This is a genomic window from Colwellia sp. E150_009 (genome assembly GCF_053543955.1).
On record NZ_JBHFOM010000001.1, the window covers coordinates 192,495 to 215,637 of the forward strand.

At 36.5% G+C, this 23,143-nt stretch carries 16 protein-coding genes; 7 read left to right on the top strand and 9 right to left on the bottom strand.

Features of this window, described 5'->3' with window-relative positions:
• Window positions 1-47: 47 nt before the first annotated feature.
• The gene (pdxR, locus tag ACE1OF_RS00900; RefSeq protein ID WP_448892003.1) at window positions 48-1,526 is read right to left on the bottom strand and encodes a MocR-like pyridoxine biosynthesis transcription factor PdxR; all 1,479 of its coding nucleotides are present in this window, start codon (window positions 1,524-1,526) and stop codon (window positions 48-50) included.
• A 100-nt stretch (window positions 1,527-1,626) separates the two neighbouring features.
• Here pdxR and ACE1OF_RS00905 point away from each other — a divergent pair, with 100 nt between their 5' ends.
• The 5 genes from ACE1OF_RS00905 (at window position 1,627) to ACE1OF_RS00925 (ending at window position 7,448) form a co-directional block, all read left to right on the top strand.
• Window positions 1,627-2,211, top strand: coding sequence for a GNAT family N-acetyltransferase (locus ACE1OF_RS00905; RefSeq protein WP_448892004.1), 585 nt, complete (start codon window positions 1,627-1,629; stop codon window positions 2,209-2,211).
• A gap of 52 nt (window positions 2,212-2,263) precedes the next feature.
• On the top strand, window positions 2,264-2,911 hold the full coding sequence (locus tag ACE1OF_RS00910) for an FMN-binding negative transcriptional regulator (RefSeq protein ID WP_448892005.1): 648 nt from the start codon (window positions 2,264-2,266) through the stop codon (window positions 2,909-2,911).
• A 756-nt stretch (window positions 2,912-3,667) separates the two neighbouring features.
• Complete coding sequence (locus ACE1OF_RS00915; RefSeq protein ID WP_448892006.1) at window positions 3,668-5,815, top strand: NACHT domain-containing protein; 2,148 nt, start codon at window positions 3,668-3,670, stop codon at window positions 5,813-5,815.
• A gap of 1 nt (window position 5,816) precedes the next feature.
• Window positions 5,817-6,734 carry a hypothetical protein gene (locus ACE1OF_RS00920; protein ID WP_448892008.1) on the top strand — a complete coding sequence of 306 codons (918 nt, stop codon included), beginning with the start codon at window positions 5,817-5,819 and terminating at the stop codon, window positions 6,732-6,734.
• Between the two features lie 375 nt (window positions 6,735-7,109).
• Window positions 7,110-7,448 (top strand): hypothetical protein, encoded by a 339-nt coding sequence (locus ACE1OF_RS00925; protein WP_448892009.1) that lies wholly within the window; start codon window positions 7,110-7,112, stop codon window positions 7,446-7,448.
• 304 nt (window positions 7,449-7,752) lie between these two features.
• On the opposite strand, the gene ACE1OF_RS00930 is transcribed toward ACE1OF_RS00925, so the two are convergent.
• Window positions 7,753-8,742 (bottom strand): glucokinase, encoded by a 990-nt coding sequence (locus tag ACE1OF_RS00930; protein ID WP_448892010.1) that lies wholly within the window; start codon window positions 8,740-8,742, stop codon window positions 7,753-7,755.
• Window positions 8,743-8,756: 14 nt separating this feature from the next.
• Window positions 8,757-11,240 (bottom strand): TIM-barrel domain-containing protein, encoded by a 2,484-nt coding sequence (locus ACE1OF_RS00935; RefSeq protein ID WP_448892011.1) that lies wholly within the window; start codon window positions 11,238-11,240, stop codon window positions 8,757-8,759.
• Between the two features lie 190 nt (window positions 11,241-11,430).
• Here ACE1OF_RS00935 and ACE1OF_RS00940 point away from each other — a divergent pair, with 190 nt between their 5' ends.
• On the top strand, window positions 11,431-13,065 hold the full coding sequence (locus ACE1OF_RS00940; protein ID WP_448892012.1) for an alpha-glucosidase family protein: 1,635 nt from the start codon (window positions 11,431-11,433) through the stop codon (window positions 13,063-13,065).
• Between the two features lie 26 nt (window positions 13,066-13,091).
• Window positions 13,092-14,882, top strand: a complete 1,791-nt coding sequence (locus ACE1OF_RS00945) for an alpha-amylase family glycosyl hydrolase (protein WP_448892013.1) — start codon at window positions 13,092-13,094, stop codon at window positions 14,880-14,882.
• A gap of 48 nt (window positions 14,883-14,930) precedes the next feature.
• On the opposite strand, the gene ACE1OF_RS00950 is transcribed toward ACE1OF_RS00945, so the two are convergent.
• The 6 genes from ACE1OF_RS00950 to ACE1OF_RS00975 all read right to left on the bottom strand — a co-directional run bounded on the left by ACE1OF_RS00950 (window position 14,931) and on the right by ACE1OF_RS00975 (window position 23,104).
• Entirely contained in the window at window positions 14,931-15,827 is an 897-nt protein-coding gene (locus tag ACE1OF_RS00950; protein WP_448892014.1) for a mechanosensitive ion channel family protein, read from the bottom strand.
• 167 nt (window positions 15,828-15,994) lie between these two features.
• Window positions 15,995-16,504: a TlpA family protein disulfide reductase gene (locus tag ACE1OF_RS00955; RefSeq protein ID WP_448892015.1), complete on the bottom strand. Its 510-nt coding sequence runs from the start codon at window positions 16,502-16,504 to the stop codon at window positions 15,995-15,997.
• Window positions 16,505-16,512: 8 nt separating this feature from the next.
• Window positions 16,513-18,648: a TonB-dependent receptor plug domain-containing protein gene (locus ACE1OF_RS00960; protein WP_448892017.1), complete on the bottom strand. Its 2,136-nt coding sequence runs from the start codon at window positions 18,646-18,648 to the stop codon at window positions 16,513-16,515.
• Window positions 18,649-18,795: 147 nt separating this feature from the next.
• Complete coding sequence (locus tag ACE1OF_RS00965; protein WP_448892018.1) at window positions 18,796-19,692, bottom strand: aldo/keto reductase; 897 nt, start codon at window positions 19,690-19,692, stop codon at window positions 18,796-18,798.
• A 13-nt stretch (window positions 19,693-19,705) separates the two neighbouring features.
• Entirely contained in the window at window positions 19,706-21,211 is a 1,506-nt protein-coding gene (locus tag ACE1OF_RS00970) for a tryptophan halogenase family protein (protein WP_448892019.1), read from the bottom strand.
• 24 nt (window positions 21,212-21,235) lie between these two features.
• Window positions 21,236-23,104, bottom strand: coding sequence for a glycoside hydrolase family 13 protein (locus tag ACE1OF_RS00975; protein ID WP_448892021.1), 1,869 nt, complete (start codon window positions 23,102-23,104; stop codon window positions 21,236-21,238).
• Between the last annotated feature and the right edge of the window lie 39 nt (window positions 23,105-23,143).

Below are 23,143 nucleotides of genomic sequence, written 5' to 3' on the forward strand. Positions count from 1 at the left end.
ATTAATTATTGTAATGCGAACAATATACTCATTATCATCATTGACAGCTATCTCTTACATACGTATTCAATCAATATTGATTTCAATCGTAATAAACCTTGTTTTAGTTGTTGTTCGTTTTGTCCGGCAAAACCTAAGCGAATGTATTTATCTTGATCGTTGTTTTGATCTAAATGAAAGGCATGTTCTGCTAATATAAATATGCCTTGTTGTCTTGCAACTTCTGCTATTTTTTGTGCCTTATCACCAATATTTACCCACAGCGCCATACCACCAGCAGGAATGGAAAATTCAATCTCTAGTCCATCCTCAATAAATTGGCTGAGCAATTCAATCATGTATTGCCGCCTTTTTTGATAATGTCGGGTAACTTTCCGTAAATGGCGCTCAAAACCACCATCTTTCATCCAGCGCGCTACAGCATCTTGAAGCGGTACATTGACTTTGTGATTGAGTAAGGCGCGATAATTTACAATGGGGAGAACAAGTGATTTATCCACAGCAATAAGCCCTAAGCGAATTCCAGGGAACATAATTTTTGAAAAACTAGAAAGATAAATAACTAAACCAGACGGATCATTGGCGGCCATAGGCGCTAGTGGTTGGCTGTTATAGTGAAATTCGTGGTCATAGTCATCTTCAATAATAGGAAAGTTATACTGTTGTGCTAATTGATATATTTTTTTACGCTGGCTCATTGCAAGCGTTGTGGTGGTAGGGTATTGATGTAATGGTGTTAGGTAGAGTAAGCGAATTTTTTGTGTTTTAATCAACTGCTCAAGATGATTAATATCAATACCGTGATCCGTTTGTTTCACCGCAATTAACTCAGCTCCTGCATTGTTAAATGCGTTCCAAGCTGGTTGATAACCTAAGCTCTCTACCGCTATTTTATCACCCGTTTTTATTAAAACTTGAGCGATAATATATAAGGCTTCCTGAGTACCATTGACGACAATAATTTTTTTGTTGGTGATTGATCGTACCCTACGTAAATATTTACTCACTTCATGAATAAATGGTGAAAACCCGTTGTTATGACCATAATTCAACTCCTTAATATCGGGCCGATTTAAGGCTTGATTCATAAAACCTCTGAATTCATTGAATGGAAATAAATTAATATCTGGATTACCGCCTGCAAAATTAAATTCGTAGCCACTTGCTGTTGGCATAGCCTTGTTGTCATTGCTTTTTGCTAGTCGCCAAGTGTGCCTTTGTACTACATTCTTTTGATTATTCTTGAGGTTCTTATCGACATTTTTTGTGGAAAATATAGGCAGTATTGCAGCGACACTGTAGCCCTGTCTATGTCGAGCCTCAACCCAACCTTGTGCAACTAACTCATGATAAGCGGCCATAACAGTATGGCGGTTAACAGCTAACTGCTCAGCAAGTACTCGCGCTGAGGGTAGCTTTTCAGATGAAACAACATTACCACTTTCAATGGCATATCGAATAGCGAAGGCTATCTGCAAATACAGTTTTTTAGTTGAGTTATCTAACGTTAGGTTAAGCGTTTTCAATAGAAAAATCCGTCTTTGGTATAAGTGTTTATTTAAAACTGGTCGTTGTGTTTATACCACAAATTGCAGAATATCAACTAAATTTTTAAGGAGTTTATTTATGTTTGAACCTAAACCAGTCACCATTTCAACAAATAAAATAACGTTACAACCGTTATCAATAGAACATCTTGATGCTTTTTATCAAGCGGGCGCTTTTCCTGAGCTATGGAAGTGGTCATTGCCAAATCAATGCACTTCAAAAACACAAGCTGAAACTTGGTTGGTACAATCGCTTGAGAAGGTTAAACAAGGAGAGCAGGTTGTTTTTTCAATTTTTGATAATCAAAGTGGTGAGCTAGTTGGTAGCACACGCTATTGTGAAATTAGTCATGAAAATAGAACGTTAGAAATTGGTTTTACTTTTATCACGCCTAAATACCAACGTACTTATGTGAATACTCATGCTAAGTATTGCTTGTTAAAGCATGCTTTTGATGAACTAAAGGCTATTCGAGTTCAGTTTAAAACACACGAACATAATATAAAGTCACGTAATGCTATTAGTCGGTTAGGTGCCACGTTTGAAGGGATTTTACGCCATCAGCGAATTTTGCCCGATGGTAGTTTTCGCAATACTGCCATTTTTTCAATTATCAATAGTGAATGGCTAGCAATTAAAAACGGTTTAGAAGCAAAAATGTAATGCTTTGTTTATGACAAATTTAATAGAGAATCGAAATAAAAGGGGATGAAAAATGCATATGCCTAAAGCTTTTCAACAAGATGATCCTGTTGCTTTACATGAACTCATGGTGAAGTACCCATTGGCAAGTTTGATTGCCTATTCAGCAACAGGAATAGAGGTGAATCATATACCTTTTTTCCTTAACAAATCGAAAGGAAAACTTAGCTTGCAGGGGCATATTGCAAAAGCAAACCCATTATGGCAAAACCTGACAGATAAATCTGAGGTATTGCTCGTTTTTCATGGGCCTAATTGCTATATCTCGCCAAACTATTACCCAACTAAAAAAGAACAGGGTAAAGCAGTGCCGACATGGAATTATGTTGCTGTGCATGTAAAAGGTCTGCTGCATTATCGATTTGATACTGAATTTAAATTGGATATGTTAAATCACTTAACGATTCAACATGAACAAAACCAAGACAAACCTTGGTCAATTACAGATGCGCCAATGCAATATATTCAACGCATGTTAGCAGCCATTGTCGGTTTAGAAATTGAGATCTTGTCAATAACAGGAAAATGGAAAGTAAGTCAAAACCAACCAGAAATAAATAAACAGGGAGTTGTTTCAGGCTTGAGCAACGAGAAAACAACTATTGCCTTAAGCATGGCTGATTTGGTGAAAATGTATATTACTGACCGCGAAGCGTTTTAAGGTTGTTCTTTTTTTTGCTATTATATTCGCAAGTTTGAAAACACTGGCGAAATTTCTTTACGCCAGTTTTTAATGATTTATGCTGCGCTAAGCAAGTTAACTGATTTACAGCAATTCATTCAAAAAGTAGAGACACCAACTAGCATCGACGAAGTGATCAAAAATGCTTAAGTTTGAGCCAGACTAACTGAGCATAGGGTAACAGCAGAATGCTGATTATTTCCATCATCAGCCAGTTTAATTTTCACAGCAATATTTTGTTTACATAAAGACTGGTTTGCCACCCTAGCGGTCATTCACGTTTGAAATATTAACGATCACTTTGTGCGCTTTGGAGACATTATCCTTTAGACATTTACCATACATTTCCTAATGAATTGATAAAGTTATTTCTTTGTTCTGACATTGAAATTTTGATTGTTTTTTTCATCCTCACCTGTAAAGAGAATTTCATCCTTCTTCCTACATACACCTTTCTACAAAAGTTTTTAAGCCGTTGAAAATTTAATAGTTATAAAGTAACCTAATGTGATAAAAAATTACTTTCGACACACTTATTCCTCTAAAAAAAAAGAAAAATCGTCCGCTTAATAAAGCTGTTAACTGGTAACATGAATTGGAATTTGTCGTGCATATATCAATGGTTGGCATAGTTAGTTGTAAAATGAATAAAAGAGACTTGTCTTTGTTATTTCCTGAGCCTTTAACCCATAGCCTCTTACCTAAAAAGTAGCTTACGCTACATGGAGAATTAATATGTCATTGGAATCGTCACAAATCATCGAAAAATACAGGAAATATGGGTTTGAATACAAAAAGAATTATTCAAATAACTCTTACCTCACTTTTACTTTCAAATCAGGCTTTTTTCATAATGCTGAGGTTGTTCAGTTAGGTAATGATCCAGATGATAAGCAGGCTATAAATAAAAAAATTGATAGCTTAATGGGTTTAGGGGTTTCTGTTAAAACTAAAATTTATCAATCTTTTGAGGAAATTGAAAAAAGTTTATTCGAAGGTTTTTTTGATGTATCTAGCTGGAAGGAACGAATTCAAGGTGAATATGACGAATACGTTAGTGGTATTTTAAAGTCACTACCTGAAGGTGATAATGAATATAGTTATATTAACGCACCTTATAATACCCATAACAGTCCTATTAAATGTGATGGAGATATAATCTCCGACATATTAACTAACGTTGGAGATGATGGTGCCCAATTAATTCTTGTTGAAGCTCCTGCAGGGTTTGGTAAAACATGTACTTCTTATGAATTGATTAAAACTTTAATTAAAAAAGACGGATATCCAATACCTTTTTTCACTGAATTTTCTAGAGATCGACAGGCTAAAATTTTTAGTCATGTTTTTGTACGTGAAGTTGATCGTGCTTTTAATCAAGTAAAGTCTCATGTGGTGGAATATGAATTAAAAAATGGTCGAGTGATAATGGTGCTTGATGGCTTTGATGAGCTTTTAAGCGATACAGCAGCAAAAGATGATATAGATAATTATGAAAATGCTGAGCCGATGCTTGAAACTATTAGTGATTTGCTCAGCGGTAATGCGAAAATAATTATCACTTCTAGACGTTCTGCAATGTTCGATGGAGCTGTTTTCAATGAGTGGGTGGAGAAATATGAGGATAAGTTTAAATTCAGAAGGTTTCGTTTAAATTCTCCCCGTATTGAAGATTGGTTAAGCTTTTCTCGTCGTGAACAGCTAATCAACTGTGGTATTAAAATCGAGAAACTTTCAAATCCAGTATTATTAGCCTATTTGAGATCTTTAACTGATGATAGTTTCTCTAATCTTTGTATAACACCTAATTTAATAGTCGAGCATTACTTTTCTACAATGCTTGAACGCGAGCAGAATAGGCAAGATTTATTGATGCCTCCTGAAAAACAATCATTGTTGTTAACTAAGCTTGCTAGTGATATGTGCTCTAAAGATTACACATCTGATCAAAAAGAAAAAGTTGTTGATTTCTTTAAAAATGAATGTGGCTTATTACTTGAAGATACTAGGAAGTTATATTCAGCTAAGAATCGTCCAACCATAGATTCATTAGCAAACACTCTTGCCACACATGCTTTTTTTGATAGAAGTAATCAAGGGGATGGACGAATTGAATTTATCAATGAGTTCGTGTTCGGAAATTATATCGCTCAGGATATTTTAACATCTACTAGCGAATGGATAGCTAGTGACGAAAGGTTTGTAGAGCCCGCAATGTCTTCATACGAGCCTAGAACAGAAGAAAATAGGCTCGCTTTATGGAATAAGCTAAAACCTATGAGTGAATTTTTATCAGAATCTGATCGTCTTAAATATGAAATAAAAATGCTTGGTGGGGTGGCGAGTAATAAGTTTAACGATACATCTATAAGTTCTATCGATATCAACAATATTGATTTATTCGATACTGTGTGCGTGAACAACATTTCTTTTAGTAATTGTAGTTTTTCAAATGTTACTTTTTATTTAGATAATATTGAAAATATTACTTTAATAAGCTGTAAATTTTATGACTGTGTTGTGGTTGGTGAATTTAGAAATAGTAATTTATTTATTTTTCTTAACTGCGTGGACAATAATGACTTTATCCATTCAATTGAAAACCAAAGTGATGATGATTCTGATGATGCCATAAACCCATTGATGAAGTGTATATTTGAAAAATTCTGGAATGTGGGATCAAACAGTTTTGATCGGTTACATATACCTTTATCTAGTATTTATAAATCGTTACAAGCACAGGGCTATACTAAGAGAGAGATAACAAAAGAGATAAAAGTATTAAAGAAAGTCAATTACTTAGCCAATGCCTCCGACGGTGAATACATTGCAATAGATAAATCAAGATTAACTGACATCAAAGTTCTTTTAGGGAGAGTTTAGTATGAAATATAGCCCTGAAACTTTCGCTAGAAAAATAGAGAACGATATTAAAAATGCATTAGACCAGATGGGTATAATGTTTAGGATTTTTTCACGCGTTAAAGATAGCAACTCATTAGATAAGAAAATAAAGTCTGATCCAAAATACGGGACTACATGTAAAATTCAAGATTTGATAGGTGTTAGGATAGTTTTATATTTTGCTGATGATGTTAAGATTGTCCACCATGTTATTTCAAAATGTTATTCTGAAAGAAAAAAAGATGCCAGTATTGACGGCTTTAATCCTGAAACATTTAAACCTGTTAGGTATAACTTAGTATATGATATTCCGAAGAGTCAAAAGATTACATTAAAGTCAGAGTTGCTTGATTTTGTTGATCTGACTTTTGAATTACAAATACGTACTGTTTTATCTGAAGGTTGGCATGAAGTTGAGCATGATTTTAGATATAAATATCAAGATGATTGGAATGACTACCCTGACGAATCTAGAAAACTAAATGGTGTTTATGCATCGTTAGAAACTAATGAATGGACAATGGTCCAAATCTTTGAAGGGATTTCATACGGTCATTATAAGAGCCAGCAATGGGAGCCGATGTTACGGCAAAAGTTAAGAGTAAGAATGCCCAACGTCGCGTTAAATGATGAAATCGTTAAGCTATTTAATTGTGATAATGAATTAGCTAAAAGCTTTTTCAGGCTTGACCGTGCAATTTTAATTTCTGAATTACATAGGCAGAATTTTGGTTATCCGTTGCGTATAAATAATATAATAATGTTTGCCAATATTGTATTTATTAGAAATGATGCCATTTTCGATATTACTCCAGAGGAGTTTATTGAAGAGTATGAACCCTATGTAGCTGGTGAATTAGCTGCTCAGAAGTTGTTTTTACACCGTAATGACTTGTAATATATGGCTTTTTAAAATCAACCTCTGAAAATTACCAATGTTATTTAGAGCACCAAATATTGATTACAGAAGGTAGAACGATTTAGAGGTAATACTTAAGGGGCTACAGAATATTTTCTAATGTCACTTATATTGAGCTGGCAATTTTATTCTGCCACCCATAATAGCTTTGTAGTGAATTGAGGAAAGTACACTCCACTTGGTCTAAAGTTTTGCCCAACCCCATTATTACGGTTTTATCAATACAAAAACTAATCACAACGTATTAATTTATGAAAATCCTAATGTCTCGAAGGTGGCATTTGTTCTAATTACGAGTATGCTTTGATTATAAATCATATTTTAATAATAAGCTGTTAGGTTACGGGAGCAAGCATGGTTGCTGTAAAAAGGATTCAAGCAGGCCAATATACTGTATCTGACGGTCGGTATATTATCAAAGATGGCTCAAGCTGGTACGTATTAAATAATGACGAGCAGCATGACTTTGGGCCCTTACCGACTTTGGCTGCTGCAAAACAATATGTTACTAACGGAACAACACCTCTTGGTGAACACAACTTATCTTCAAAGCATGGTCGTCAACAAAGTAAAAAAGAGTTCAATGCTTATTTAGCATCAGAGGTAAAAAACGGAAACTCTGGCCCTGCGATATTATACATTCTAGCTATGGTCGTGGTATGTGTATTTGTTTTAGTTGTTCGGGGTTATTAAGTTATTGTGTTGTATATAACCTAACAAGTAACTACGGTGATTTTTTCAATACAAAATCTAATCTAAATATGAATTTCAGCTGTAATGCTTAACGTCTTCTTTGTGGCAAAAGTTAGCGTTTTACTAATACTTATCACTGACGACTTTGAGCTTCAACCGGCCTCATAAGCGAGTAGAAAAGCTAGGCTACTACGATCTTAAATATGCTCAGATAGCTCAGATAGCTCAAATGCATCATCGAGATCAAAAAGGGCGATTAACTTTATAATTAATCGCCCTTATTTCATCTAACTAATGACTTTTATTACTGTTGTAATATATAAGCCGCAGCACCTAATAAACCGGGTTGTGCTTCAGTAATTACATAAGTGGGTGCTTGCTGAGTAATATGCGATAAACGCCCTTTGCTTTCAAAGCGCTCTCTAAACTTACTTGCTTTTAGAAAATCGATAAAGCGAGGTACAATACCACCCGCAATATAAACACCACCTTGGCTGTTCATGATAAGCGCTAAGTTACCGGCAAAGCCGCCAAGCGCTTGACAGAAAATCAACATGGTTTGTTGGCAAATAATACAGGTTTTTTCAATACCTCGTTGGCTAATTTCTTGTGCGGATAAAGGTGCTTCTTCCTCGTCATCGCCCTTGTTAGCTAAAGATTGGTAAATCTGTTCAATACCATAACCTGAGAGTAATTGCTCATAGGATACACGTTCTTTAATGTCATTTAAGTAGCGTAATACGGCAATTTCTAGCTCACCAACGGGCGCGAAATCGACATGACCACCTTCGCCACTAACACAATGCCATTGGCTTTTATCACCTATGGTAATAGGAATTAAATTAGCCACGCCTAAGCCTGTACCCGGGCCGCAAACAGAAATAGGCATACCTGCAACCGCTTCACCACCACCAATTTTTACCTTTTGACTGTCGTTTAATAACGGAATTGCCATGGCTATAGCGGTATAATCATTGATCATACTCAAGCTGTTTAAGTTTAACGTTTTAATTAATTCTTTTTGAGAAAACTGCCATGGCAAGTTAGTCATCGAAATAATATCGTTGTCAGTTGGGCAAGCGATAGCTAAACAAGCATTAATATTCGCCTCAGCTATGTTTTTGCTTTCAATATACAGCGCGATAACGTCAGCCAAACTTGAAAATTTTGCACATTGATAGGTTTCAATATCTGTGTATTTTGCTTCACTTTGTGCATCGGCTTGCGCTATACGAATATTAGTACCGCCGATATCGGCAATTAAATTAACAATTTTTTTATTCTGGGTATTCATAACTTACTTATTACCTAATTCAGTATGCTTAACGTTAACGGTTGATGTTGCCATTTAAATTTTACAGTTAATGTTTGTTTTGCTTTATTCCAGTTGAAGTTGGTTGCTGTTTTTTCGCCCACTATAACTTTACTGGGGTGGCTTTGCCAATGATGAATAACTAGGGTTATATCTCTATTTTTAGGCATGCCCACATAGCGAGTGTTATTTCTTGACAAATGGAGACTTAAGCTTTCACTTTGTTGACGGGCTTCGAAGGATAATAACTCAAAAAAACCATGGGTGTTAGCTTGAAACATTTCACCGTCATCGTCATACATTTCACCTTTACTGCTTTTGACTGATTTGTCGGCATAGTAGTGGAGTGTTAGCTTGTTGTGGTCATAATCTTTGGTTGATTGTATGTCATCAATCATTGGGATAAATGAGCCAGCTCGCACTAATACCGGTAGTGTTTCTAGGCTGGTTGCAATATTTACTGTTTGATTGCCTTGATGTCTCTCGCCACTAAAGTAGTCAAACCACACGCCTTTAGGTAGTGGAACTGAAACTGATTTTACCCCTATATCAACTACTGGCGTTACGAGAAAAGCGTCACCCCAAAGATAGCTTGTGGCATTGTTCATTAAGGCGATATTGCTCTCGTCTTCGAAGAAAATCGGTCGCATAAGCGGCATGCCCGTAGTGCTATTTTCATAGGCTAAAGTATAATTATAAGGCAGTAAGTTATATCTGAGTTTGATAAATTTTCGAAGAATGTCTTGCGTTTCTTTATCGTGAAATACTACTTCTGGGGCGATATTGTCTTGCGCATGTGGGCGATAAATAGGTTGGAATACCCCATATTGCAACCAACGAATATACAATGCTTTATCAAATTTTTCGCCACCGGCAAAACCGCCTAAATCAGAGTGAGTATAGCCCATGCCTAATATACCCATTTGTAAGCTAAGTTCTACTTGCGGTTTTAGCCCGCCCCACGAGCGGCTGACATCACCCGTCCAAGGGATCATGCCATAACGCTGAGAACCGGCAAAACCAGAACGCATTAGAATAAACGGACGTTTTTTGGGGGCAAGGTCTAATTGATTTTCAAAAACCATTTTAGCCCACTGATGACCATAAACATTATGGATAGCATCAGCATTGACTATTCTACCATTAGCTAAAGTATGTAAAGTATCACTTGGGTGAACTTCGGGCTCGCCTAAATCACCCCACCAACCGCTCACACCTTGTTGGTATAAGCCTTTATAAATATTATTAAACCAGCTTTTGCCATTGTCATTGAATACATCAATTAAACCAGTATTGCCAAAGTAGAAATCGAAACGTTTAGGTTTACCATCAGCATCTTTTGCTAAGGCTTGATTTTTTTCTGCATCCTGCCATTTTTTTGAACTGGTTAGCACAAAAGGTTCAGTGATGAGGACGGTGTTAATGCCTTTTTTTTTCAGGTTGTCGATCATTTTTGTTGGAGTAGGGAATGCGGCTTTATCCCAATCTAAGTTACCCATGTGACCTTTTATGTCTTTACCAAACCAGTAAAGATCAAGAATTAGTGCATCGAGCGGAAAGTCTAATTCGTGAAACTTACTAACGGTATCGTGAACTTCTTGCTCTGTTCGATAACCAAAACGAGAGGCATAGTTGCCGAATGCCCAACGCGGTGGCATGGGTTGCTTACCAGTAACATCTACGTAGTTATTGATTAATTCCGGATAAGTGTCGCCAGCAAACACAAGATACGCCATGCGCCCTGACACAGCTTCAAATTGCATTATGTTGGGATCTGTTTTGCCTAAATCCATCCAACCTTTGGCTGAATTGTCAAATAGCAGTATATATTTATTGCTTGAAAATACTGCAGGTAAACTAAAATTCATTTGATTAGATTGTGTTTCATATCCGTAATGTGCACGGTTATATAACGGCATACGATGACCTCGTCTGTCCATGCCGAGTACACGTTCACCACCACCTAATAACTTTTCATTGTCAGTTAATGTAAAGCGAAAGCCTTGCGTTTTATAGTGCTTTTCGTCTTCAACTACATTACCGCTAAAAAGTCCCGATTCTTGTGAAATCAATAATCGGTTGTTTTGATAAAAACTGATATTAAATGGAGCTTTATTAATAACTGCTTGTAACTCGCCAGCAAAAAGCACTAGTTGTTTTGTTGTTTCAGTTATTTTGAAATTTTGTTGAGTTGTATTTTCTTTAATGGCAAATGAAGGCAAAAAACTAGCATCATTGGTTTTTTGTTGGTACTGATAATGTACTTGTATTGCATTATTGCTAAATGCGCTTAAAGATAACTTCCCCAGTGATGTAGTGATTTCAACGCTTTGATTTTTTAATTGATAGCTTTGAAAATAACTTGAAGTGTTTTGCTTGTTGTTTTCACTTGCTTGCACACTTATTTGGCAAACAATAAGTGTCATCAATAGGAACGCTAATACAGCGTAATTTCTCATTTGAATTAGTAAGCGTAACATAAAATTCCTAATAAAATTTATTGAATAATTATAGGGATAATAACCTTACTGTAGCAAATTCTGTGTTTTGAATACGTATGCAGATGCTAGGAATATTAATACATACGTATGCAAAGACTATTCGCTATCAGATGAATTGCGTATTCTATCCATGTAATTATGAATTCAATATGATCGTGGAGTTTTTAGGATGAGTGAACAAATGTGGTGGCGTGGTGCGGTAATTTATCAAATTTATCCGCGAAGCTTCTATGATGCTAATCAAGACGGCATCGGAGACTTGCGCGGCATAATTAGTAAGCTAGATTATATTGCAAGTTTAGGTGTTGATGCAATTTGGGTTTCACCGTTTTTTAAATCACCAATGAAAGATTTTGGCTATGACATCAGTGATTATCGTGATGTTGACCCTATTTTTGGCACGTTAGCTGATTTTGACGAGCTCATTGCCAAGGCGCATGAACATAATATTAAAATCATGGTAGATCAGGTGCTGAGTCACACCTCAGATCAGCACCAATGGTTTATAGAAAGCCGAGAAGATCAAGTTAATGATAAGTCTGACTGGTATGTATGGGCTGATGCTAAAGAAGATGGCACGGCACCAAATAACTGGTTATCTATTTTTGGCGGTACTGGCTGGACTTGGGAACCACGCCGTCAACAGTATTATTTGCATAACTTTTTATCAAGCCAACCTGACCTTAATTTTCATAATCCTCAAGTGCAGCAAGCTGTACTCGATAATGTCGAGTTTTGGTTAAAACGTGGCGTTGATGGATTTAGGTTAGACGCTATTAACTTTTGTTATCATGATGCACAATTACGAGATAACCCCGCTAAACCCAAAGCACTAAGGCAAAGCATAGGGTTTGATGAGAAAAATCCGTACGCTTATCAATATCATTATTACAATAATACCCAAGATGAAAATTTAGAATTTATTGAATCTATTAGAACGCTATTAAATCAATATCCAGGTACTGTTGCTTTAGGGGAAATTTCGTCTGAAGACTCATTGAAAACCATGGCGGAATATACCCAAGGCGAACACAGATTACACATGGGTTATAGTTTTGATTTGTTAACAGATGAGTTTTCTGCTCAATACGTTAAGCAAGTTGTACAAACCCTTGAAGAACGAGTATCAGACGGATGGCCCTGTTGGTCAATTTCAAACCATGATGTGCAACGTGTTGTGAGCCGTTGGGGTAAGAGCCAAAATGCTGAGCAAAATGCCGATTTAGCTAAAATGTTATTTGCCATGATATCTTCTTTACGGGGTAGTGTTTGTAGTTATCAAGGAGAAGAGCTGGGTTTAACTGAAGCTAATATTGATTTCAAAGATATTCAAGATCCTTACGGTATTACTTTTTGGCCGCAATTTAAAGGGCGAGATGGCTGTAGAACGCCACATCCATGGCAGCATGATCAAATTAATGCAGGTTTTAGTCAAGCCAAACCTTGGTTACCTGTGGTTGAAGAACATCATGCGAAATCGGTAGATTTACAAAATAATTCATCTGGTTCTGTCTTAAACAGCTACCGTCATTTTACTCAATGGCGTAAACAACACAGTGCATTATTGTATGGCGATATTACTTTTATTGACACGCCAGAGCCAATACTTGCTTTTATTAGGCAGGATAGCAAGGAGAAGCTTGTTGTTTGTTTTAATTTTAGTAATCAAACACAAACATTCGCACTTAATCTTGCCGATGAGAATATTGTTGTACTTAGCGACCATAAATTATTAACGACGACTACGATAAGTGATAACCAAATTACATTGCCTGCTTTTGGTTGTTTCTATGCATCGTTATAACTTACTTAATTGGGTAGCACAATAAAATGAAAATGAGCAAAGTATTCACTATTATTTTTTGTACGGTATCGTTAGTTGTTAATTTAACAACATTTGCAGCAGGTATTCATCAGGACTTAACAGCAAAAGCGGCCAAACTTAAACCTTATCAGCAACGAGCGTTTCAGGATGAAGTTTTTTATTTTGTTTTACCTGATCGATTTAACAATGGCAACCTCAGCAATGATTTGGGTGCTGCAGAAAACGATAGCAAGCGGGCATCATCTCGTGGCGGGTTTGATAAACGACAAAAAGGTATGTATCACGGCGGTGATCTTGCGGGGCTGACTGAAAAATTACCCTATCTTGATAACATGGGTATAACCGCTATTTGGTTAACGCCTGTTTTACGTAACCAAGCAATGCAATCTGCTACATCAGGGTATCACGGTTATTGGATTTTAGATTTCACCGAAATCGATCCCCATTTGGGGAGTAATGCTGATTTAAAATACTTTATTGATCAGGCGCACCAGCGCAATATCAAAGTGTTTTTCGATATTATCACTAATCATACGGCAGATGTTATCAAATACAAAGAATGTCATGGTGAAGATGGTTTAGGTTGGCTTCCCGAGCAAAAAGGCGAAGAAGAAGGTGAAGGTTGTCCCTTTAAATCAGTAAATGAAATTGCTAATGGTGATAAATATAGCCCGCTAATCCCTAAAGGAAATGAAACATTAAAAGCCCCCGCATGGTTAAATGAACTTAATGTTTATCATAACCAAGGTGATTCTAACTGGGTTGGTGAAAGCTCAATTCGTGGTGACTTTGCTGGCCTTGACGATTTAGATACTAATAGCGAAAACGTTATTAACGGCATGATAGACATTTACAAGGCTATTATTGATGAATTCAAACCAGACGGATTTCGTATTGATACGGTTAAACATGTTAACACTGAGTTTTGGCAAGTATTTTCGCCGGCATTAATGGCGCATGCCAAATCCTTAGGGATTGAAAACTTCTTTATGTTTGGTGAAGTTTACAGTTTTGACGCTAAAGAATTAAGTAGTTTTACAACAAAAGCAAAACTTCCATCAGTATTAGACTTTGCTTTACAAGGTGCAATTAGAGGTGTTTTAGTTGAGCAAAAAGGTACTATTGAACTAACAAATTTATTTGCTCAAGATCACTTTTATCAAACTAGCCATAAAAATATAGAAAATACTAATGCTAACCAACTGGTTAATTTTACAGGTAATCACGACATGGGGCGTTTTGCTTATTTGTTAAAACAAAGTAAGTATAACTACAGTGAGCGAGAGCAAATTCAGCGTAATTTACTTGCGCACGCAATGATTTATTTTAGTCGCGGTGTCCCCGTTATCTATTATGGTGATGAACAAGGTTTTGTTGGGGATGGGGGAGACCAAGACTCGCGTCAAGACATGATGCCATCAAACGTAGACAGTTATAATGATGATGATTTATTAGCAACAGATAAAACCACGGCTGACAATAACTTCGATACTAGGCATTTGTTTTATCAAACATTTGCAAAATATGCTGACTTATATCAGCAATATCCAGCCTTGAGGTTTGGTTTACAGACAACTGTTTATTCTGAAAATACACCAGGTATTTTTGCCATTCAAAGAGCTTACACCGCAGCAGGAAAGAAGCAAACACTAATTGTAGTATTTAATAGCTCAACACAAGAGAAACCACTTGATGTACTTACTAAGGTGCAAACTGAAACTCTCGTATACCAATCAGTTCAAACGGATAAGAACATACTTGCGCCACTGAGCTTTGCTATTTATTTGTTACAGTGAGCATAATAACGCGACTACTTTCAGTAAGTAGTCGCGTTATCTTAGGGGTTATTCTTGTTGAGCTATTTGATGAATATGAACATCACGTTGTGGAAACGGAATATGGATATTGGCTTTGTCTAACGCGCTATAAATGCTAGCGTAAGCCTTATATTTTGTTTCATACAAACTTACAGTAGGAGCCCACAAGCGAATAGCGATTGTAATGGCGCTGTCTGAAAACTCATCAATACCAACTTGCAGCTTAGTATTTTCATCAACAGTATCGAGTGTTAGCATGGTTTCTTTAAGTAATTCTACTACGTCTAAAGGGTTGTGGTCATAAGCAATGCCTACTTGTAGTTCAAGCAGCGAATTATTTTTAGAGTTATGTAAAATTTCACCAACAATATGTTTGTTCGGAATTGTAATTGTGACATCATCTTCATTTTTTAGCACAGTGTAAGCTAATAAAACCTCTTCTACTACGCCAGTAACACCGTGAACAGTAATGGTATCACCGACAACAAAAGGGCGGATTAATATAATATTAAAGCCAGCAGCATAGTTAGATAATAAGCCTTGTAATGCTAAACCTGCACCTAACGAAATAGCGCCTATTGCTGCAACAAAAGGGGTAACACTAATGCCTAATTTACTTAATGAAACGATAGTTATCATGATGACAACAAGCATTTTGGTGGTATTTGATAAAAATTGACTTAAGGTAATATCAATTTTTTGTTTTAGGCATAATTTCAATACCCAAGCTGATATTTTACCTGCTAACAAATAACCAATAATGAAAATAATAAGCGCACCAATTAGTTGAAAACTGTAATTGGTGAAAAATTCAATAATAATATTATAAATATTGGTAACTTGATTAATCTCATCTTTTAGCAGTTCGGTGGGTGCTAACGAGGTAGATGCTTTTTCTGAGGCGGCAAGTTGGGGTGTAAACACAGACATTCCTTAATCTCTATTAATACCAACATGATTAATATCATTTAAAATTTAAATAATTTAATCAACTGGTATAACTTAGTTATGTAATAGGTTAATAATTATGTCTATTTTAGGGTGCTTTAAGGTATTAAGTCACGCAATAAATAACGTAGTATAAAGTATAATTAAATTTTACACTTTCCCTGAGATATAATATTTAACGCTTTACTTAAATTTTTGAAAGGAATAAACCCCCGTTTTTTGGTTATTAATTGTCCGTTAGTGTCATATATAAGTGTTGTTGGTGAAGCTTGAAAACCACCAATAGCACTTAAGAATTTACGGTCAGCGGCAAAGGCTGGAATATCATGGTGGTAACGGTGAACTTCTCTTTTAAGTTCTCTGGTATTACCTTTGACACCAACTAGCGCTATATTTAGAGAATTTTGGCATTGCTCAAACGCTTTAGCTAGTGCTTGTCCTTGTTTTTTGCACCAACTACAGTTTGGTTGAAAAAGCATAGTAACGGTAGGTAGAGCCGCTGGGCTGTTTTTTGTATTGCTTGGTTCTTCTTTATTAATATTATTGAGTGGTTTTAAATCAAAAGGCATAGCTTTTATATGAGTAAAACTAGCTATAGTACTGACTAATGCCAATACTATAGTAATACTTTTAATGAAAATATTCAGTGTCATATCAATCGTTATAGTTTAACTTCAATGCCAGCGTATAATTCTCTGCCATGTAATGCACCATATATGTAAGCAACATCATATCCACCCTTAGCATCGTAAAATAATGGAGTATCTCCAGAGTCTATCTGTGTTTCTTCAAACACATTTGAAATACCCGCATAAACTTTGGTATGTTCGGTTAACTGGTATTGCGCTTTGATGTCTGATGTTGAAAATGATTTACCAACCAAGGTTTTGATTGTTGTTGGGTCACCTAATTTGTTATAGCCTTCGTAACCGTAGTCATTAAGATCTTTTTCTCCAAACCATACGGTAGACCAGAATATTTTTAGGTTATCTTTTTCATATTGCAATTCAATGCTGGCTCTTTCTTCAACAGGGGCAATGGCATAAGATGATTTAAAGTTATCATCATAATTAAACTTTTCTAAACCAATGTTAACGGTAAAATTTTCAGTAATATTATACCCTGCGGTTACGTCAAAAGTGGTTACTGCGGCGCTATCATCTAATTGGGTTAATAAAGGTACCCCATCGGCGGTTTCTTCTAAACTTGCTAAATTATCAACCTCAGAATGTGCAATAGAGGCTGTGATTGCGAGTTCTTTATTGTCATAACTTAGTGAGTAACTTGCTGAAATTGACTCTTCTAGTGAGTCAATGTTTATTTGATAACCGAGCTCAGCATCTAAAATTCCATGGTCTGTTTCGAAGAATGATAAAGGCGCACGGTACCCTCGGCCTGTTGAAAATCTAGATACGAGTTCATCACTATGGAAATAACGAATATCTATTCGCGGAGCGATGAAGGTTTCATCAATCTCAGTGCCGACTTTTTCAGGGTCAATAAAATCAGCGGTAATTTGATCTAAACGGAAAGCTAATGCAATCTCAAATTTATCATTGGGTGTCCATGTGTCTTGAAAGAAAATCCCTGTAGTATCGTAGTCAAAAGCATCACTTTGATAGGCTGAAACAGCTTCTAAAGCATCGGTAGATGAGCGCATTTCTTCACGGCGTGTATCAATACCAAAGGTGATGAAATGTGAATCTGATAATTCCATGTCTAATTTTGCACGGGCATACCACATTGTATCATCAGCTTGATAATCAATGCCTTCGTAAAAAGAGTCTTGAATGTGGTTAGCATAACTTACGGCAAATTCTGCTACGGTATAATCACTGAGTTCAGTTATATACTTAACAAAGGCTTCATCACGTGAAGTTTCTATCCATTCGGTAGTTTCCCACGGTTTGCCAATATAGTCATTGCGAACATCATCATCGATAAATAATTGTTCAGATTCTATCTCATCATAACTTGATAATGCTGTGCCAATTGATGTAACAACATCACCTAATATTGGGCCACCAAAAATTTCAGATTGCACTTTAGATAGTCGAACTTGAATATTACTAGTTTGCGATAAATCTTGGCTAATGAATGAGGTTAGAGAAAGGTTTTCGATAAAAGGGGCTTCGCTGACTCCGTTATCATCATGATCTTCCTGATCTTGTTTGTCATATTGGCCGATTAAAGTTATGCCTGTTTTGCCATCGTCAGAAATACCCGTTGCCATCGCTTTCATTGCAGTGAAGTCATGCGAACCTTTGGCAAAATCAAACGCAGCAGTATTTTCGTAGGCTTCTTTCGTAATTATATTTACTGTTCCACCAATAGCTTCTGGCGCAATAAGTGATGCCCCTGCGCCACGCGCTACTTCAATTCTATCAACGCCCGTTGTTGCAATAGCATCAACGGCATAAAAACCTGAGATGAGTGTGTGGGAAGGTAGGCCATCTACAAGAATTGTGGTGTGCTCACCTTTCATTCCATTCAACATAATACGTTTAACACCGCACATTGAACATTCGTTTGAAACATTAACACCAGGTTCATTATTAATAGCTGCGGTTAAGCTGAGTGCATTTTTATTTTCTATTGTAAGTGAGTCAAGAATTTCAGTTTGCTGAATGACATCTTTTAAACGACCCGCTTGATCAAGTTTTTGTCTAAAACTTCTTACCTCGATTACTTCCAGTTCTTTCTCTTCCGTTTCTACGTTTTCAGCATAAGAAAATGCAGGGACAGTTATGGGTAAGCTAGCGATAATAGCAAGGTATAAAGGAGATAAGACTTTCATAATTCACTCAACGTATTTTAGTTGGCGTTAGTATAATTACCTCACCGCAAATGTAAACCATTGTCATTTGTGTTTTTGTTGATAGAGATCAAGTAATAGATTAAATATTAAATAATCAAACTTTTTTGTGTGATTCTATTATTTGTATCAAGCAACAGGATGGCCATTTCTGGCTTCTAATAGTTGATACCAATCTTCATGGCTATAATTTATTTCAAGTGCTTTTTTGGCTGCAACAATTCGCTCAGGTGTGGTTGAGCCAATAATAGGGCAAATATTAGCAGGATGCTTTAACAACCAAGCTAAAATAAGTTGCCATGGCAGGCACTCATATAGCTGTGCTTGGCGCGATAATTCAGTTTCAATGCGCTGTTTATCTGTTGTAGTAAAGGTGTTGCCCCAAGCAGGATAAACAACACCACCCAATGGGCACCATGCTATGGGAGTAATTCCTCGTTGTTGGCATTGATCTAACGTGCCATCGGTAAAACTATTGATATTGTGAATATTAATTTCTACCTGATTAACAAGTAAAGGTTCATCTAATGCAGATTGCAGTAAACTCACTTGCGAAGGTGAAAAGTTACTGACACCAAAATGTTTAACTTTACCGCTAGCTTTCAATTGATTAAAAGTCTCAGCCACGTCTATTGCATTAAATAAATAATCAGGACGGTGTAATAAGAATAAATCTAAATAGTCAGTGTTTAAGCGTTTTAGTGAATTTTCCACACTGTTAGTAATGTAGTTTCTAGAAAAATCGTAACGCTGAGGATCGCGCCGAATCCCTGCTTTCGATGTTAAAATGATATTCTCGCGTAAACTAGGTGACTCTATTAACAATTCGCCGAAGAGACTTTCACATGCACCGCCACCATAAATATCCGCATGGTCAAAATGATTATAGCCAGCCTCAATAGCTGCATGAATGGCTTGTTTACCTTTAGAGTGATCAGATGCTGAGTTGTCACTTGCAATGCGCATACAGCCATAAATAAGGCGTGAACTGGAGATATTAGATGAACTTAGTTTTATTGTTTGCATTGATTCTGTCTACTTAAAGTGAGGTTAAAAACTCTTCATGGCTTGGTAGCTTTTCTACCGTACGATTGATTAAAGCCTTGAGATTATCCATTAAATCACTTATTTGCTCTGTTGTTAAGGTATCAACTAATGGGTGGTGATCTTCTGGTACGTTACCTTGGCCTATCATGACTTGTTGCCACGCTATTTCAGAAAATAAATCGTCAGGATTGCAAAAATTTTTACCAGTTTTTTTAAATAACTGAATTTTTTGAATGAGAGATTCAGGAACCTCCATGCGCTGACAAGCACGCCAAAACTCATTATCACCACGGCTATTGAGTTTGTAATGCAAAATAATGAAATCGCGAATACCTTCAGCCTCTGTTTTTGATTGGTGATTGAATTCGTTTACCTCTTCAATATTAATACCATTGTGAGGGAAAAATTTCACTAAACGGATGGCCGCAGTTTGAATAAGATGAATATTGGTTGATTCAAGCGGCTCAAAAAAACCACTTGATAAACCAATAGCTATAACATTTTTATGCCACTGTTTACGACGGCGGCCAGTTTTAAAAGCTACTATCTTAGGTTCAGCCAACGGCTTTCCATCAAGATTGTTCAATAACGTTTCTTTTGCTTGGTCGTCACTCATATATTTATCTGAATAGACTAAGCCATTGCCGGTTCGATGCTGTAATGGGATACGCCATTGCCAACCAACCTTATGTGCGGTTGAACGTGTATAGGGTTCAGTTGTGTCGGTGCGCTCACAAGGTACGGCCATTGCTCGATTACAAGGTAACCAGTGTGACCAATCATCAAAGCCAGTACTTAAGGCTTTTTCAATTAATAGCGCAGCAAGACCGGTACAGTCGATAAATAAGTCACCTTCAATTGTTGTACCATCTTCAAGTAGTAAACTTTTTATAAAGCCAGAATCATGATCTTGTGATACTTGAGTGATAGTGCCTTCAACACGTTTTACCCCCATATTCTGAGCATGTTTACTTAAGAATTCAGCGTATAAACCGGCATCAAAATGATAAGCATAAGCTAAACCCAGTAAATTAGTATTTGGAATGTTGTTAATAGGCGCGAATTTACTCTGTTTTGCGGCCTGATAGTTTAAGGAATAATCCCAAAAGCTATTGCCATCAATATTGTTTGAGCCATGTTTTAATTGCTCTGCTTTTTGCCAAAAGTGGTGAAAATCACAAAAAGGAAATTTTTTGCCAATGCTGCCAAAGGCATGCATGTAGCTGTCACCATCTTTGTTCCAGTTATTAAATTCAATACCGAGTTTAATCGTGCCTTTGGTGGCTTTTAGAAATTCTTTTTCATCAATACCAATGGCGCTGTTGAAATTAACTATCGGTGGAATAGTGGCTTCACCCACGCCAACAATGCCGATTTTGTCCGATTCGATTAAGGTGATTTTTAGTGTTTTGCCTAATACCTTCGCTAATAATGATGCAGTCATCCATCCTGCTGTTCCACCGCCAGCGATAATAATATTTTTGATTTTATTAGTCATTTCACTTCGCCTTTATTCGAGTCACTATTTTTTGAGTAGTACAACGCTGCTTTTAGCAGGCAAAGTAATGATTAACTGTTTTTCTAAAACGTTATATTTTTCCATGGATATTAAGTCAACAAAGTGCTGTGTATCAGCCACGGTTAAAGTTATTTTTTGTTTAGTTGTCGCATTATTAAATAATACCCATAACGTTTGGTTGTTTGATTTCACTAAAAAACTACGTTGGAAGCCATATAAGTTATTGGCATCGTCAACAAGTAGTGTTTTGAAATCGCCTAGCTGCAATGCAGGATAGTTTTTACGAGTAGCAATAAGTTGCTGATAATACTTTTTAAGATTGGTATTAATAGCAACAGTATCTATGCTGTTTTCATCTCGTTTAGTGCCATCTGCTAAGTATCGTTCATTATTATAATTTATGTCTGGCCATAGCATAGGTTTACGGCTATCGGGATCATTCCCCCCCCACATACCGACCTCATCACCATAATAAATCATAGGAGCGCCGACATAGGTCATTTGCAACATAATAAAAAGTTTTTGTAACTGAATTTCTGTTTGATTAGGTTTGCGTACATTGTAATTAGGGTTATTGGCTGCTTGAGATAAATTAAAGTATTTGCTCCAATCACGAAAATTACCTATGCCTCGATTAACAATATGTGAGGCTACTCTGTTGGAATCATGGCTACCAAATAAATTTTGATTCACATATGCAACGCCTTGTGGGTAGAGTTCTCTTAATTGTTTCAGTTTTTTATCAAATTGTGACGGCGTAATATTCATACCATCAGGATTGAAAAAGAATTCAGCGGCAGTAAAAGCAAAGTTGTAATTCATTTCGCCATCAAATTCGTCACCTTGCATATACGGTTTAACTTTTTCAGCTTGGTCAACTATTTCAGCGGTTAAATATGCCTGTGGGTTAATACGTTTTACCAAGGTACGCCAATCTTTCCAAAAGGGGTGAGCTACTTCAAAAGCTACATCTAGTCGCCAGCCATCAATACCGTACTCTATGCCTTTGCCTTTTGGGTTCATCCAGCGCTTGGTTGCATTAAAAATATAGGCTTTTGGCCCTTTAACAATACCTTGTTCATTTTCTTTCCATTCAGGTAGCGATTTAACACCAAACCAACCTTCGTATTCAAACTTAGTGCCTTTTTCTTTATCATCAAAGCTATGTACGGTAAACCAATCTTTGTAAGGGGATTGTTGTTGGTTTTTTTTAAGATCTTTAAAGGCAAAACTATTGACACCCATATGGTTAAAAACACCATCAAAAATAATGCGAATACCGCGTTTATGAGATTCATCAATTAGTTGTAAAGCAAGTTCATCGGCTTTAGTCCATTGCCATGTTGAGGGATCTAATGGGATTTCAGACGCCATAATCGCTCGGTCTCCCTCAGGATCTGGGCCGAAATTTGGATCAATGTGATGGTAACTTGCACCATCATATTTGTGTAATGAAGGAGAATCAAAAACAGGGTTTAAATAAATAGCATTAATGCCAAGCTCAGTTAGGTAATCGAGTTTGTCAATAATACCTTGTAAGTCACCGCCATATCTTCTGCGTAATAAGTGTTTCCAAAGCTCTGGTTCCCCATTGGCTAACTCATAAGCTTGCAACTGATACCAATCACTACCCCATGGATGTATTTGCCATTGCTTTGGAGCTTCTACAGGATCTGCACCCAAAATATCTTTTATTTTAGGGTTGTTACTTGGATCACCGTCACGAAAACGCTCAGGGAATATTTGATACCAAATAGCTGATTTAGCCCATTGTGGGACAAACTCACTGCTGCTTTGCTGTATTTTTTCTGTAGCAACAGAATATGATGATATTAGTGTGATTAAAGTAACAAGTGACATTTTTTTTAACATGAAAATTTTCCATAATGAAAAGTAATTATAATTTTAGTG

Coding starts and splice junctions, on each gene's coding strand:
- ACE1OF_RS00975 (WP_448892021.1), bottom strand. CDS start 23,104: ATGTTAAAAAAAATGTCACTTGTTACTTTAATCACACTAATATCATCA.
- ACE1OF_RS00955 (WP_448892015.1), bottom strand. CDS start 16,504: ATGACACTGAATATTTTCATTAAAAGTATTACTATAGTATTGGCATTA.
- ACE1OF_RS00930 (WP_448892010.1), bottom strand. CDS start 8,742: ATGAATACCCAGAATAAAAAAATTGTTAATTTAATTGCCGATATCGGC.
- ACE1OF_RS00945 (WP_448892013.1), top strand. CDS start 13,092: ATGAAAATGAGCAAAGTATTCACTATTATTTTTTGTACGGTATCGTTA.
- ACE1OF_RS00915 (WP_448892006.1), top strand. CDS start 3,668: ATGTCATTGGAATCGTCACAAATCATCGAAAAATACAGGAAATATGGG.
- ACE1OF_RS00940 (WP_448892012.1), top strand. CDS start 11,431: ATGAGTGAACAAATGTGGTGGCGTGGTGCGGTAATTTATCAAATTTAT.
- ACE1OF_RS00970 (WP_448892019.1), bottom strand. CDS start 21,211: ATGACTAATAAAATCAAAAATATTATTATCGCTGGCGGTGGAACAGCA.
- ACE1OF_RS00965 (WP_448892018.1), bottom strand. CDS start 19,692: ATGCAAACAATAAAACTAAGTTCATCTAATATCTCCAGTTCACGCCTT.
- ACE1OF_RS00925 (WP_448892009.1), top strand. CDS start 7,110: ATGGTTGCTGTAAAAAGGATTCAAGCAGGCCAATATACTGTATCTGAC.
- ACE1OF_RS00910 (WP_448892005.1), top strand. CDS start 2,264: ATGCATATGCCTAAAGCTTTTCAACAAGATGATCCTGTTGCTTTACAT.
- ACE1OF_RS00905 (WP_448892004.1), top strand. CDS start 1,627: ATGTTTGAACCTAAACCAGTCACCATTTCAACAAATAAAATAACGTTA.
- ACE1OF_RS00935 (WP_448892011.1), bottom strand. CDS start 11,240: ATGTTACGCTTACTAATTCAAATGAGAAATTACGCTGTATTAGCGTTC.
- ACE1OF_RS00920 (WP_448892008.1), top strand. CDS start 5,817: ATGAAATATAGCCCTGAAACTTTCGCTAGAAAAATAGAGAACGATATT.
- ACE1OF_RS00960 (WP_448892017.1), bottom strand. CDS start 18,648: ATGAAAGTCTTATCTCCTTTATACCTTGCTATTATCGCTAGCTTACCC.